Source organism: Rubrivirga sp. (assembly GCF_049648075.1).
In the GTDB taxonomy this organism is placed as follows: Bacteria; Bacteroidota; Rhodothermia; order Rhodothermales; family Rubricoccaceae; genus Rubrivirga.
Genome location: NZ_JBARYR010000319.1, coordinates 1 through 13,950, shown reverse-complemented (window position 1 = coordinate 13,950; position 13,950 = coordinate 1). Strand labels below are relative to the sequence as shown.

14 protein-coding genes are annotated in these 13,950 nt (G+C 61.6%); 10 read left to right on the top strand and 4 right to left on the bottom strand.

Annotated elements, in window-relative coordinates; all coding sequences use genetic code 11:
• The first annotated feature begins 4 nt into the window (after positions 1 to 4).
• From WBA11_RS09465 to WBA11_RS09420, 10 genes are all read left to right on the top strand, one after another.
• Positions 5 to 964, top strand: coding sequence for an NAD-dependent epimerase/dehydratase family protein (locus WBA11_RS09465; protein ID WP_424520453.1), 960 nt, complete (start codon positions 5 to 7; stop codon positions 962 to 964).
• A 73-nt stretch (positions 965 to 1,037) separates the two neighbouring features.
• The gene (locus WBA11_RS09460; RefSeq protein WP_424520452.1) at positions 1,038 to 1,775 is read left to right on the top strand and encodes a segregation and condensation protein A; all 738 of its coding nucleotides are present in this window, start codon (positions 1,038 to 1,040) and stop codon (positions 1,773 to 1,775) included.
• A 3-nt stretch (positions 1,776 to 1,778) separates the two neighbouring features.
• Positions 1,779 to 2,429 carry an SMC-Scp complex subunit ScpB gene (gene scpB, locus WBA11_RS09455; RefSeq protein ID WP_424520451.1) on the top strand — a complete coding sequence of 217 codons (651 nt, stop codon included), beginning with the start codon at positions 1,779 to 1,781 and terminating at the stop codon, positions 2,427 to 2,429.
• Positions 2,422 to 3,258 carry a pseudouridine synthase gene (locus tag WBA11_RS09450; RefSeq protein ID WP_424520450.1) on the top strand — a complete coding sequence of 279 codons (837 nt, stop codon included), beginning with the start codon at positions 2,422 to 2,424 and terminating at the stop codon, positions 3,256 to 3,258. Before scpB ends, WBA11_RS09450 begins: the two co-directional genes overlap by 8 nt.
• A gap of 27 nt (positions 3,259 to 3,285) precedes the next feature.
• Positions 3,286 to 4,752 (top strand): IMP dehydrogenase, encoded by a 1,467-nt coding sequence (gene guaB, locus WBA11_RS09445; protein ID WP_424520449.1) that lies wholly within the window; start codon positions 3,286 to 3,288, stop codon positions 4,750 to 4,752.
• On the top strand, positions 4,749 to 5,813 hold the full coding sequence (locus WBA11_RS09440; protein ID WP_424520448.1) for a M24 family metallopeptidase: 1,065 nt from the start codon (positions 4,749 to 4,751) through the stop codon (positions 5,811 to 5,813). Before guaB ends, WBA11_RS09440 begins: the two co-directional genes overlap by 4 nt.
• A 22-nt stretch (positions 5,814 to 5,835) precedes the next feature.
• Positions 5,836 to 6,879, top strand: a complete 1,044-nt coding sequence (locus WBA11_RS09435; RefSeq protein WP_424520447.1) for a glycosyltransferase family 4 protein — start codon at positions 5,836 to 5,838, stop codon at positions 6,877 to 6,879.
• The gene (locus tag WBA11_RS09430) at positions 6,825 to 7,772 is read left to right on the top strand and encodes a glycosyltransferase (protein WP_424520446.1); all 948 of its coding nucleotides are present in this window, start codon (positions 6,825 to 6,827) and stop codon (positions 7,770 to 7,772) included. The genes WBA11_RS09435 and WBA11_RS09430 overlap by 55 nt, the downstream gene beginning before the upstream one ends.
• Positions 7,723 to 8,103 carry an ATP-binding protein gene (locus WBA11_RS09425; RefSeq protein WP_424520445.1) on the top strand — a complete coding sequence of 127 codons (381 nt, stop codon included), beginning with the start codon at positions 7,723 to 7,725 and terminating at the stop codon, positions 8,101 to 8,103. Before WBA11_RS09430 ends, WBA11_RS09425 begins: the two co-directional genes overlap by 50 nt.
• A complete protein-coding gene (locus WBA11_RS09420; protein WP_424520444.1) occupies positions 8,100 to 9,428 on the top strand; it encodes a glycosyltransferase 87 family protein in 1,329 nt (442 codons plus the stop codon). The genes WBA11_RS09425 and WBA11_RS09420 overlap by 4 nt, the downstream gene beginning before the upstream one ends.
• On the opposite strand, the gene miaA is transcribed toward WBA11_RS09420, so the two are convergent.
• Genes miaA through WBA11_RS09400 form a run of 4 tightly spaced genes read right to left on the bottom strand, consistent with a single transcriptional unit; the run spans position 9,341 to position 13,791 of the window.
• Positions 9,341 to 10,279, bottom strand: a complete 939-nt coding sequence (gene miaA / locus WBA11_RS09415) for a tRNA (adenosine(37)-N6)-dimethylallyltransferase MiaA (protein WP_424520443.1) — start codon at positions 10,277 to 10,279, stop codon at positions 9,341 to 9,343. The genes WBA11_RS09420 and miaA overlap by 88 nt on opposite strands.
• Positions 10,264 to 11,319: a molybdopterin-synthase adenylyltransferase MoeB gene (gene moeB / locus WBA11_RS09410; protein ID WP_424520442.1), complete on the bottom strand. Its 1,056-nt coding sequence runs from the start codon at positions 11,317 to 11,319 to the stop codon at positions 10,264 to 10,266. The genes miaA and moeB overlap by 16 nt, the downstream gene beginning before the upstream one ends.
• A gap of 11 nt (positions 11,320 to 11,330) precedes the next feature.
• The gene (locus tag WBA11_RS09405) at positions 11,331 to 12,854 is read right to left on the bottom strand and encodes a phytoene desaturase family protein (protein WP_424520441.1); all 1,524 of its coding nucleotides are present in this window, start codon (positions 12,852 to 12,854) and stop codon (positions 11,331 to 11,333) included.
• Between the two features lies 1 nt (position 12,855).
• Positions 12,856 to 13,791, bottom strand: coding sequence for a tyrosine-type recombinase/integrase (locus WBA11_RS09400; RefSeq protein ID WP_424520440.1), 936 nt, complete (start codon positions 13,789 to 13,791; stop codon positions 12,856 to 12,858).
• Positions 13,792 to 13,950 lie beyond the last annotated feature (159 nt).

Genomic DNA, 13,950 nt, shown 5'->3' with positions numbered 1-13,950 from the left:
CCAGATGGCATTCCCATTCGAAGGTCGCCCCGTCCTTGTTACCGGCGGGGCCGGCTTTATCGGCTCGCACGTCGCCGACCGTCTCGTCCGAGAAGGCTGTGATGTCCACGTCCTCGATGACTTGTCCGGCGGCGTCCCCAGCAACGTCCCCGATGGCGCCACCTTCCACGAGCTCGACATCCGGTCCCAAGAAGCTGCCGACCTGTTCGCGACCCACAAGTTCGCGGCTCTGTGCCACCTGGCTGCCCAGATGGACGTCCGCAGGTCCGTCGCCGACCCTCCGTTCGATGCGGACGTGAACGTGCTCGGCTTCCTCAACCTCTTGGAGGCCGGGCGAGAGAACGGCCTCGAGAAAGTGGCGTTCGCGTCGACCGGTGGAGCGATCTACGGGGAGCCGGACCCCGACGTGAATGGCGGAGGGCCACAGCCTGAGAGCCATCCCACGCTGCCGATGTCGCCCTACGGCATCACCAAGCTGGTGAGCGAGCATTACCTGCGGTTCTACCATCAGACGCACGGCCTCGAGTACGCGGCGCTCCGGTTCGGCAACGTGTACGGACCGCGCCAGAACCCGCATGGTGAGGCGGGCGTGGTGGCCATCTTCGCCCAACGGCTGCTTCGGGGCGAACCGATCACGATCAACGGACCGGGAGAACAGACACGCGACTACGTGTTCGTGGGCGACGTCGTCAAGGCGTTCGTCGCCGGGCTCGCCCGCGACACGTCCGGGATCTACAATGTCGGCACCGGCATTGAGACGAGCGTCAACCAACTTTTCCGCCACATCAACGAGTTCACCGAGGCGGGTGCCGACGAGAACCACGGGCCGGCAAAGCCCGGCGAGCAGCAACGCAGCGTCCTCGATGTACGCCACACCAAGGACGTGCTCGGGTGGACTCCCGAGATCGACGTGGCCACGGGGCTGCGCACGACCGTCGATTGGTTTCGGGAGCAGGAAGCCTAGGCGCCGAGGTCGCACCCTCGAGGACGACTCCCGGACTCGAGGACGGGCGTAGCTTCTGCAAAGCCGTCCGCCCATGCACCGCGTCCACCTAGAGCAGTTTGAGGGTCCACTCGACCTCCTGCTCTTCTTTATCCGGCGCGACGAACTCGACGTCCACGACATCCCGATCGCGCAGATCGCGGACGAGTACCTCGAGGTCGTCCGGTCCATCGAGGCCGTCGACCTCGATGCGGCAGCGGACTTCGTTTACACCGCGGCCCTGCTGATTCAGATCAAGGCCCGGATGCTGATGCCGAGGCCCGACCTCGACGAAGACGGACAACCGATCGACCCCCGCAAAGAACTCGTCGATCGGCTTCTCGAATACGTGCGGTTCAAAGAGGCGGCCGGCGAGCTCTCCGTCCGGTTCGACGCCCGGAGCCGGCTCTTCGTTCGTGGTGCCGCCAGCGATGACCGAGAGCGCTTGTCCGTAGTCACCGAGACGACCTACCGAGCAACCCTTTTCGATCTGGTCCACGCGCTGGGCTCCATCGTCGAGCGTGCAGAGGCGGTGGCTGAGCCTTTGCGCCACGAGATTACGCGCGAGACGTTCGCGATCGACGTCCAGCGAGCGTGGGTGATGGGCCGCATCGAGGACGGGGGGACCTCGTTCCGTGCCCTCGTGACCAGACGCAGCAAGCCGTTCGTGATCGTGACGTTTTTGGCGATCCTCGACTTGGCTCAGCGCCAAGCCATCCGCGTCATCTTCGGTATCGACCCCGAAGATTTCGCGATCGAGTCAACGTCGTCTGCCGTCCTCGAGGTCGCGTAAGTGATGACTGAGCGCTCCCCGGAAGACTTCGTATCGGACACGTTCGATCAGGCCGTCGAGTCGTTGGTGTTCGCCAGTGACGTCCCGCTTCGCGAGGAGGACGTTGCTCGGTGCTACTCCGAGGTGACAGGGGTGGAGGTGTCGAGCGAGCAGGTCGGTCACAGTGTCGACCGTCTCAACGTGTCCTACCAAGAGGGTGGGCGCGCCTTCCGGATTCGGCGCTGGGCGGGCGGTCTCCGTATGGCGACCATCGACGAGGTCTCAGCGTTTCCGGCGGCGCTCTTCGAGGACGATGCCACCCGGCGACTCTCGAAGTCGCTTTTGGAAACGTTGTCCGTTATTGCATACAAACAACCCGTCACCAGGGCTGAGATCGACCACGTGCGGGGCGTAGGGTCCGACTACGCTGTGCGGCAGCTCCTGGAACGTGACTTTATCACGATCAGCGGTCGGGGAGAGGGTGTCGGCCGGCCACTCCTCTACGCGACGACCGAGCGATTCCTCGACCAGTTTGGCCTGGAGGCTACGTCGGATCTCCCGGCTCCTCGCGAGATCGAGGAGCTCTTGGCGGACCCCGCGTTCAACCGCGAGCGTGCACGGTTGCTCGCAGACTTGGCATCGCCCTCACCCAACACCGAAGCGACAAATGAGTAAAGGACGCGCAGGTGGCGACGCGTCGATCCGCCGTCGGCACCAGGCCGAGCGGAAACAGCGAGCGTCTCACAACGAGCCGCCTGGTGAGGACACCGGCCCGATTCGCTTGAACAAGTTCCTGGCGAGGGCGGGCGTCGGTTCGCGCCGCGAGGCCGACACCATCATCGCGTCGGGGCGCGTCACGGTCAACGGCGAGGTGTCGGCCGAGATGGGCGTCCGCGTGTCGGACGCCGACCGCGTCGAGGTCGACGGAAAACCGGTCCAGCCGACGGACCTCGCCTACATCTTGCTCAACAAGCCGACGGACGCCATTACGACGGTGACCGACGATCGAGGACGAAAAACGGTCATGGACCTGGTCTCGATTCCTGGCAGGATCAAATCGGCGCTATTTCCTGTGGGCCGCCTCGACCGGAACACGACGGGCGCGCTGCTGCTCACGACGGATGGCGACTTGGCCCACCGTCTCATGCACCCGAGCTACGGCGCCGTCAAGACGTACATCGTCACCGCTGACGCGCCCTTCGACCCTTCGGACCTCGACAAGCTCTTGAACGGCGTCGACCTCGAGGACGGCCCGGCGCGGGCAGACCACGCATTCTTCCCGGACAGCGACCGACGCTCTATCGCGTTGCAGCTGCACGAGGGAAGAAATCGCCAGGTGCGTCGGATGACACGAGCCCTCGGCCGGCGCGTCGTCAGCTTGGAGCGAGTAGCCTATGCCGGGCTCACTCTCGACGGGCTGAAGCGCGGACGATGGCGGCGGCTCGAGGAACACGAGGTCAACACGCTGCGCCGGTCTGTCAAGCTCAAACACATCCTGTACTAGACTCGCGAACTCGACTTCTGCAGACCCATGACGAAGATTGCCTACGAGGGCCTCACCTACGATGACGTCCTGCTCGTTCCAGCACGGAGCGACGTGATGCCGCGGGAGGTCCAAACCCGAACCAAGCTCACGCGAAACATCACGCTCGCGGTGCCTCTGATCTCTGCGGCCATGGACACGGTGACCGAGGCCGATTTTGCGATCGCGATCGCTCGTGAGGGTGGAGTCGGAGTCCTCCACAAGAACATGCCCGCTGAGCTCCAGGCTCGCGAGGTGAGGCGCGTCAAGCGGAGTGAGAGTGGGATGATCCTCGATCCCATCGTGCTGCGGCCGGGAGACACTGTCGGAGACGCTCGACAGCGCATGGCTCGATACTCTATCGGTGGCATACCGGTCGTGGACGAAAACCGGCGTCTCGTGGGGATCGTAACCAACCGTGACCTTCGTTTTCAGCCCGATAACGGGACCCTCCTCGAGGACGTGATGACCACCGAGGGCCTGATTACGGCTCCAGTCGGTACCACGCTCGAGGAGGCTGAGGCGACGCTGCAGGAGTACAAGATCGAGAAGCTCCCGGTCGTCGACGACGACATGTATCTGCGAGGCTTGATCACGTTCAAGGACATTCAGAAAAAGAAGAAACACCCGAACGCGGCCAAGGACGGCTTCGGCCGCCTTCTCGTCGGGGCCGCCGTTGGTGTGACGCCAGATACCCCTGAACGTGTGGCCGCACTCGTCGATTCCCAAGTCGATTTCGTCGTCGTCGACACGGCTCACGGCCACTCGACCCACGTGCTCGGGATGGTCTCGAAGATCAAGGCGGAGTTCGACCAGATCGACGTGATCGCTGGCAACGTGGCCACGCCGGAAGCGACGGAGGATCTGATCCTTGCCGGTGCCGATGCCGTCAAGGTCGGGATTGGGCCGGGAAGCATCTGCACGACGAGAGTAGTAGCTGGGGTTGGTGTGCCCCAACTCACTGCCATCATGCGGTGTGCAGAGGCCGCGAAGCGGTTCGACGTGCCGATTATCGCAGACGGAGGCGTCAAGCAGACCGGCGACATCCCTAAGGCGATTGTCGCAGGAGCTTCGACGGTGATGATTGGAGGGCTGTTCGCGGGCGTCGAGGAGAGTCCCGGCGAGACGGTGCTCTACGAAGGCCGCCGGTACAAGAACTACCGCGGCATGGGATCCCTCGGTGCGATGCAAGCGGGATCGAAAGACCGGTACTTCCAGGACGCTGAGGACGACCTCAAAAAGCTTGTCCCGGAAGGCATCGAGGGCCGCGTGCCCTACAAAGGCACTCTCGCTGAGGTGACCTATCAGATGGTGGGGGGACTCCGGGCCGCGATGGGATACTGCGGGTGCGCCACCATCGAGGACTTGCACGACCGGGCACAGTTCGTCCGCATTACCGGTGCCGGTTTGAGAGAGAGCCATCCTCACGACGTGACAATCACGCAGGAGTCCCCGAACTACTCGACCCGGTCGTGACGCCACTAGGCCAGATCCGACGGCTCATTCGCGAGTCGAATTGCGACTTCGCACTCTTGAGCGACCCGGCTGAACTGCGTTGGGCCGTCGGGTTTACGGGGTCCAATGGCCTGTTGCTGGTGGGCCGGGATCAGTCGCATTTCTTTACGGACAGCCGATACACAGTCCAGGCGGCGAGCGAGGTCACGACGGCCCGCGTCCATCTCGCGGAGTCATCGCTGGTGTCGTCGCTGTCGGACTTGGCCGTCCTCGAGGAGAGATGCTCGGTCGTTTTCTCCTCGGACAAGCTGACGGTTGCGCAGTATCGCTCCTACCAAAAAAAGCTTACCCAAGCCGAGTTCGTCCCAATAGATAGCTTTTTGTCGGAAGCCATCGCTCAGAAGACCGACGCCCAAGTCGAAGCGGTCCGACGCGCTCAAGCGCTTACGTGTGAGGTCTTCGAAGGGCTGGTTTCCCAGATCAAGCCCGGCGTGACCGAACGAGACATCGGCGCGGAGATCGTCTACCAGCACCTGTCCCGAGGTGCGTCCGCCATGTCGTTCGAGCCGATCGTCGCCGGAGGGGCACGGGGTGCGAAGCCACACGCCCGGCCGTCGAGTCACGCTCTCGAAAAGGGCGATATGGTCGTGATCGACATGGGATGCGTCCTAGACGGCTACTGCTCCGATATGACTCGCACCGTCTCGTTGGGTGAGCCGAGTGGAGAGGCACGGAGAGCCTACGATGCCGTACGTGCTGCCCAAATTGCAGCCATCGAGGTCGCGGCAGCCGGCTTGACGGGGAGCGACCTGGACAGCGTCGCTCGGTCCGTCCTCGAGGACGCGGGCTTTGGAGACGCGTTTTCTCACAGCTTGGGGCACGGTGTCGGCCTCGAGGTCCACGAATGGCCGAGGCTGTCGTCGAAGGTGGATCACGTGTTGCCACCAAACGCCACGGTTACGATTGAGCCTGGGGTTTACATCGAGGGCGAGTTTGGTATTAGGATCGAGGATCTCATCGTCTTGAGAGAGGGGGGGAACGACAACCTGACACCGCTCTCCACCGAGCTGATCGTTCTGTAGGACGTCCTTCTCGGAAGCTCATATGGACATCGCGTTTGTGCTGCCTGGTCCGGTACGAGTTCCGATGGGTGGTGCCGCGGTCGTCTTCGGCCATGCTCGCCGTCTCGCAGAGCGAGGGCATCGAGTGACGGTCATCGCTCCCAAATCGTGGGGAGGAGCGCTCTCGTTTGCAAAGCGTGGCCTGGTCGCCATTCGAGACCGAGCGCACGGCGTCGCTTCCAACACGCCTTACGATTCGCGTGGTGTAGTAGTCTGGGAGCCGTCCTCTACCAAAGCGGTAGAGCTAAGTGGATATAATGCCGTTATTGCAACTGGTCATCAAACGGCTAGCTGGGTATCAAAGAACACAGGTAGGGGGGTTTACCTTATACAAGGAGACGAGCGCGCTCTGTCCGCTACTGCGCACCAGACCTGGAGCCTTCCGCTCGTACGGATCACCGTGTCAGGCTGGCTACGGCGACTGCTCGAAGACGCTGGACACCACGTCTCAGGCGTCGTCCCCAATGCTGTCGACAAGCAAACATTCGGATGCAAGCGCACGATAGAAAGTCGCCCTCACCACGTCGTCGCCCTTTATCATCGGCACGTCGTGAAAGGGCCGGCAACACTGATTTCGACTCTGGAGCAGGTCAGGTCGCGCGCACCATCTGCGACTGCGACCGTCATCGCAGCCCGGCGGCCTAGTCATTCGCTGCCGTCGTGGGTAGATGTTCATGTCCGGCCGACGGCCGTCGAATTGAGTGACATCCTCAATGGGTCGCGCGTATGCCTCCACACGAGCACGATCGAAGGGTGGGGCCTTTTGCCTATGGAGGCAGCAGCGTGCGGGTGTGCGATCGTGGCGACGTCGAGTAGGGGACCTCGGGAGTACCTCACTCCTGGATCGTCCATGATCGAGGTACCTGTTGGAGATGCCGATGCCCTGGCCGACGGGGCTGTGAGACTGCTCGAAGACGAGGAGCTCAACACCCGTTATGCTAACCAGGCCCTCGAGGACGTCGCTCGCTTCTCATGGGAGTCCTCTACGGCAGAGTTCGAGAGGCTCCTCTTAAAGAGTCTCTCGTGACGTCCGTTGTAATCGCAGTTTTCAATGGTGCTGAGATCCTCCGGCTCAGCGTACCTGCCGTGCTGGCGGCCCACGGTGTGGATGAGGTCGTGTGGGTCGATGACGGATCCACGGACGCGACGAGGGCCGTCCTCGATGAGCTTGTGGGCCACGACCCCCGCGCGAAAGTGTTGGGCCTCGGCACGAACCGGGGACGCTCGGCAGCTAGAAACAGGGGTGTCGCCGCAACGATAGGTCAGACGGTCGTCTTCTTTGACGCTGACGTTGCACCCTCTATAGGATCCGTTATTGGTTTAGCTAATCAAATTGACAGTCGAGCGACAGCGAGCGTAGCGCGCCTGAAGCCTGTTGCGGACCACCCTGATGAGCCGTACCAGGACTACGCATCTCGATACTCCAGGGGGCCGGACGGCGACCTCGAGGCCGGCGCCGCTCTCGACTGGCGGTATTTCGTCACCGGAGCCTGCGCGATCTCGCGCGAGACACTCAAGGCCGTCGGAGGTTTTGATGAGGCGGTCCCGTATGGAGAAGATCAGGCACTCGCGCAGCGACTCGCTGCCGTCGATCCGACCGGTTTAAGGCTCGCCCAACCTTACGTCACCCTTCACGACATCGGAGACTTGGGTCGCGCCCTCGAGAACGCGGGTGACTATGGGCGCTCGCTGGTCTTGCAACCCGAGGGTGTCTCGCCGGGCCCGATCAAGCGATTCAGACCGCTTGCCCCGTTCGTGCGCCATACGATACCCCTCGCCCGCAGCGCCGTCTCGCGGCTTCCGCCTGGCACGCTCCGCCGCCGCCTAGTACGGTACCTTCTTGGCGCAACCGCCCTAACTGCCTTCGCCCATGCCCGAGACGACGCTCCCTCGGGACATCCAGTCCATCGCGGTCGCTAGCGACGCGTTGGGGGACTATCTCCACCAACGGGGCTGGAGCGATCAGGACGTCGATCGCGCCGTGCTGAGCGTGAGCGAAGCGGTCTCGAACTCGATCGAGCACGGGTCAGGAGAGGTCGTTCTGCGGTACGCCCTCGAGGCCGAAGGATTGATCATCCGCGTGACCGACAACGGCATGGGGCCATCGCGACAACGACTCGAGGACGCGGCACTCCCTCAGGATCCGTTCGCAGAGGACGGCCGCGGTCTCTTTATTTTGACGGCTCTCGCTGACGTCGTGACCGTCCTCGAGGACGGGAGTTTAACCGTGACGATCAGATCGACGAGGTGAAGGGCACACTGCGGTGGGTCGGTCCAGGCATCGTGCTTGCAACCGGGTTGGCGTGGACCGCGCGCGCCCCGAGCGACGGTGCGACGTGGCGAGTCGTCCTCGTCGTCCTGCACCTCGTGGCTAGCGGAGCTCTCGTCGCCGCGCTTCTCAGGTGGGAGCCCACTACACGACATGTCATTCTCACAGCAGTAGCTCTGAGGATCCTGGTGTTCCCGATGCTGCCGGTCCTTTCAGACGACGGCTTCAGGTACATCTGGGACGGAGTCGTGCGAGTCGAAGCAGATGTCTCACCCTATCTGGTCCTACCGTCAGATCCCTCTCTCGAGAACTGGCAGAGTGACCCCGTCTATGGTCGCCTCAACTCTCCAGACTACTACTCGGTCTATCCGCCAATTAGCCAGTTGGTCTTTGCTGCGTCGGCCTTCGTCTACGCCGATTGGGGGTGGCAGGGGAGTTGGTACGTCCTGAAGGCGATTCTGCTGGCATTAGAGCTAACGGCGATCGCAATCTTGAGCCGCCTTGTCGGCCCGAAATTGTTAGCTCTGTACGCGCTGAACCCACTCGTCGTCCTCGAGGTCGCGGGACAGGGACACACGGAGGGCATCGTTGTGTTTGGCATCGCGCTCGTGCTCTGGGGGCTGACACACTCCCCAGCGGCGACGGGAATCGGCGCAGTTGTGGCGACGCTCACCAAGCTCGCACCCGCCCCCGTAAGCGTCATCTCCCTTAGACGTGGTGGTTGGAGGTCTGCCGTTTGGATGATGGTCACAGCCTTCGTCGCCACGGCTTTGTTTTGGTCACCATCGGCCCTAGGGAACGCCGGGCAATCCCTCGGTCTGTTCCTGGGGACGCTCGACCAGTATGCGCTGCCCTATCGCTCCTTGAAAGCGCTGACGTATCCGCTGTTTGGAGACCTCGCTGGGCGCATCTCTAGCCTAGTCCTCACCGCCTTGTGGGCACTTACCGTGGGTATCGCGTTGCTCAGCGACGATGGGTCGCGACGCTCCGCGATCCACGCGATAGCAGTCACGCTCGTTGGAGCTGCGGCCGTGACGTCGACCCTTCATCCTTGGTACTTCGTCCCGGTCCTGTTCGTGGCCACTCTCATCGAGGACCGAGCCCTGCGATGGGCACTCGTGTGGATCGCAACGATCTCGAGCGTGACCTACCTCGGGTACGTCCTCGAGGGGACCGACTGGCCGGTCATGATCGTCGGATGGGGAGGAGCAGCCTTGATCTACTTCTGGGTGGGCCGTGAGGCCGCGATCTCGAGGACGCGCTCTGGCGTGGTGGTACGCGCGTCCATCCATGTGGCTGACGGGTAGCGCCGGAACCAGGTCAGCTGGCGCTTTGCGTAGCGCCTCGTGTTGCGCTTGACGAGTCGGATTCCGTCCTCGAGGGAGCGGGTCCCATCGAGGACGGGAAGAAGCTCCTGGTACCCGATCGTCGACGCGAGCGTGTCTGCAGCGCCTCGGCCAAGGAGCGCTTGAACTTCTTCGAGCAGGCCGCTCTCGATCATGCTGTCAACGCGGCGTTCGATTCTCTGGTACAGCTCCTTTCGAGGCCGAAACAGAACGATGACGTGAGTCTTCAATTTAAGCTTCCGAGCGTCAGCCTGTAGTAGCGACGGCAGCGATCCTGTCTCTCGAAGTACCCCGACGTAGCGAATCAGACGCTGCCTCTTTGTCGAATCGAGGGTTCTCGCGATGGCTGGGTCGCTTTTAGTCAACTCGTCAAAGAGCGCCTCAGGGCCTCGAGGCTGTGCATACTCGTCCTCAAGGACGGCACGTGTCGATGAGGCGAGCGGAGGAATAGGGGACGGGCCGTTGAGTAGAGTGTCGACGTAAAGCGTCGACCCACCCGTCACGATCAACGGGATCGACCTCGAGCGAGCGTCAGCGGCCACGGCCTCGAAGCGCCTGTACCACGACCCGGCGCTGATCGCATCTCCTGGACCGACACAGTCGACGAGATGATGCCGGACCCTGCCTTGTTCGATGGCTGTGGGTTTGGCCGTGCCGATGTCAAACCCTCTGTACACCTGACGACTATCTGCGATGACGATCTCGGCCCCCGTCCTCGACGCGAGCTCCAGCGTCAGCCGCGTCTTCCCGACGGCGGTAGGACCTGCAATCACGAAGACGGTGCTGGGCAGCCCCTCTAGCCTAAGTTCCATGATTTGAGCCCGCCTCGTAGTGAACGCACGCGATGACCGTGGGACTGCAAGATCTTGGCAGCACGCTCGGACCGGACGCCCGAGGCGCAGTACACGACGATCTCCCGTCCTCGATGGGGGGCTAACTCATCGATGCGCGCGTCGAGCTGGCTGATTGGAATGTGGGTTCCGCCGATGCTCCGCTTGGCGCGCTCGTCATGCGTTCGGACATCGACCAGTTCGACCGAGGCTCTAGAGCCGACGAGTCCTCTAAGCTCTGCAGCGGATATCTCGGCGATCGAGGCGTCATCTGCGATCGGCTCGCCGTCTCCGCAGGTGCGACAATGTGGGTCCCTATCGATCGAGATCTCCCGGCTCGACAGGTCGAGAGCGTCGTACATGAACAGCCGTCCCACAAGCGACGTCCCGACCCCCAGGATCAGCTTCAGGGCCTCGGTCGCTTGTACAGTTCCCAGCATCGCCGGAACGACGCCCAGGACGCCACCTTCGTCACAGTTCGGGATAAGGCCTTGAGGCGGCGGTTCCGGAAACAGACACCGGTAGCAAGGTCCGTTTTCTGTGCCAAATACCGACGCCTGTCCTGAAAACTGGTTCACCGACGCGAACACGTTCGGAGTCCGCGTCCTTACCGACGCCTCGTTCACGACGTACCGAGTTGAGAACGTGTCAGACCCATCGAGGACGAGGTCGTATTGATCCAGGAGCTCACGAGCATTCGAGGCGTCAAGCTTGAGCCGATGCTCTCGAATCACTACATCAGAATTAATGTCATTCAGTCGCCTCCGTGCTGAATCCGTCTTGTGCGTACCTACATCTGACGAAGAGTATAGTGTCTGCCTATGCAGATTCGAGAGATCGACTTTGTCGAAGTCAACGACTCCAAGAGTACCGACGCCCGAGCCGGCGAGGTGGTGCAGGGCAGGTGAGCCAAGCCCTCCGGCTCCGATCACGATTACGGACGCGCTCCTCAAGCGGTCCTGGCCAGCTTCACCGACCTCGGCGAGTCTGATCTGGCGAGAGTATCTCGTAGACCCGTCCATGGCTCTTTTGACTAATCGAGGTACTTGAGAACGACTCGGGCGGCGTTCCTCCCCGATGCGCCCATGATTCCTCCTCCCGGATGCATACTGGCCCCTGTCAGAAACAGACCTTCTACAGGCCCCTTGTAGTCGCTGAGTCCGCTCGACGGCCTGAGAGCAAACATCTGGTCGATCGACATCTCCAGGTGCATTACGTTTCCCCGGAACAGACCCAGCTCGCGCTCGAGCCACAATGGGTGCTGAAACAACTGTCCTACGACAGATGCCTTGGTTCCAGGCGCGTAGGGCTCAAAAGCGTCGAGGATCGACTCTGCCACCTCGTCCTCGATGTCGTCCCAAGACTGTCCCGCAGAGAGATCGTACGGGAAGTACTGTGCCCAAAGCCAAAGCACTTCGCACCCTGGAGGTGCTAGCGTATCGTCGACAGCGGAGAAGCTCATCCCCACAATCGGAGGGTCCGAAGCCGGTTGCCCCTTCAGGTAGTCAGCGTAGGCGCTGTTGATCTGCTGGCGATCTCGGCAGATCAGCTGTAGCGCCGTCCTCGACTCGAGTCCAGGTTTAGTGGCGTATGTCACCGGCTTGTCCAGTGCCAGCCTCAAAATCGCCCCAAACCCGTTTCCGACTCGCATCGTGTCGGCTTCCTTCGGTCGGTGTTCTGAAGGCAGGAGGTGATTCAGTGTCTCCAGGATGTGAGTCCCGGACAGCACGGCTCTGGCCGTGAAGGTCTCGCCAGCAGCCACGATGCCTTGGGCGCGTCCGTTTTTCACCAGGAGCTTCTCAGCTGGCATCGACGTGAACACGTCTCCCCCGTAGGCTTCGATTAGGGAAGCGAGCGCCTTAGTGAGACCGCCCGAACCCCCTCGAGGACGAGCGATCCCGCTCTCATGATACAGCGGGTGCCAGAGGAGAAACGGAGCACTCATCGTCTCAGTAGGAGGGGGGCCACTCTGCGCCGCCATCCAGACCAGAGGCGTCTTGACCTTCTCCTCCTCGAAGTACTGGTCCACGACCTCCCCGTAGGGCCGCATGATCGCTGAAAGCGCATTCTGCCAGTCTATATCTGCAGATCCACCCAGAGCGAACGTCTTGCCGAGCTCAAGTGGGCTCGGAGTAGACAAGAAGACGTCTTTGACCGTGTTTGAAAACGGTGCCCAGGTATCCGAGAACGCTTTGTATCGAGCGCCTTCTCCGGGGAACTGGAGGTCAATCCCATGACACGTTTGGTCTAAGTCACGGTAGATCGTAACGGACGATCCGTCTTCGTAGGGAGAGAAGAACAACGGGTCGACCTCGAGGTACTCAAGTCCATACTCTTCTAGACCCAACTCCTCGACGATAGGTGTCAGTCGGATTAAAATGTGAGCGGATCCCCCTAGATCAAATTGATAGCCCGGGACATGCTCAACCGTCGAGACGGCTCCGCCGACGACGTCCCTGCGCTCAAAGACACCAACACGGTATCCAGCTTTGGCTGCGTAGGCAGCTGAGATGAGAGCGTTGTGACCAGCGCCAACAACGATAAGGTCGTAATTCATTCTATAGATCTATGAAATCGGCTGCGCTATTGGCCAGCTTGTCACGCTGATGTACGTATCGCATCGTGGTTTCTATGTTCTTATGTCTGGCATGGGACTGAACTTGTTGCAGGGACGCGCCGCCCTCGATTGCCAGGGTGCACCCTGTATGACGTAATGTATGAGCACCTACACGCGCTGAGATTCCTGATCTTTCTCCGTGCTTTCTGACGATCTTGTAGATCGATGAACCCGATAGGCGGCGCCCGCGGGATTGGTTCGTAGAAAACGATCTCCAGAGCGGACCCGTGGAATATTCGTGGTGCTGTATGTACGTGTCGATGAGGACAGACAATCGGTCAGGGACTTTAACGACCTGATTAGATCCACCCTTGGCTTTCCGAATGGTTAAGACAGTATGGCCTGAGGACGTGCCGAGGTCCTCAACGTTCATGGCTGCAGCCTCAGATCGCCGCAAGACGCAGTTGAGCAGCGTGCTGATTAGTACGTAGTCGCGATACCCTGAGTCCGTAGATTGGTCTATTGAGTCCAGCATGCCGGATGCTTGGTCCTTCGTTAAGACCGTGATGAGTTGGTCGCTAGCTCCTTTGGGGATCCGCCGGACGAGATGGCGGTCTGCCGGATTCAGGTCTATAAACCCGAGTGCGGTGAGCCACGAGAAGAACCCGCGCCATGACGCCAAATGTCTGCGCAGCGTCGCCGGACTTTTCCCGAGGGACTCCAAACAAACGACCGCTTCGTTGATCGCGGTGAACGTCACAGCAGAAGCCATCTCTAGGGTCACGACGTCGGACCCGAACAGCGTGATGAGATCACGCCGGTAGGCGCGCCTTGTGTTTTCGCGATCGTAGCGGAGCAGAAAGAGCGGGATCAAGTCGGACTGGGCACTGAACGCTCGACCGAGACGGGCAGTGCCGGCTTCCGCAAGGTCAGTCATGGACGGTGTGATCGGACGGTTCGATAATAAACGTTATCGGGAGTGCAGTGTGTTCCGCGCCATGCCTCGGCTGCCGCACTAGGCCAGCGCCGCGCCGGACCCGCGGTCGAACAGGTGCACCTTGTCGACATCGAGGACGAGCGATACGGTCTCGTCCAA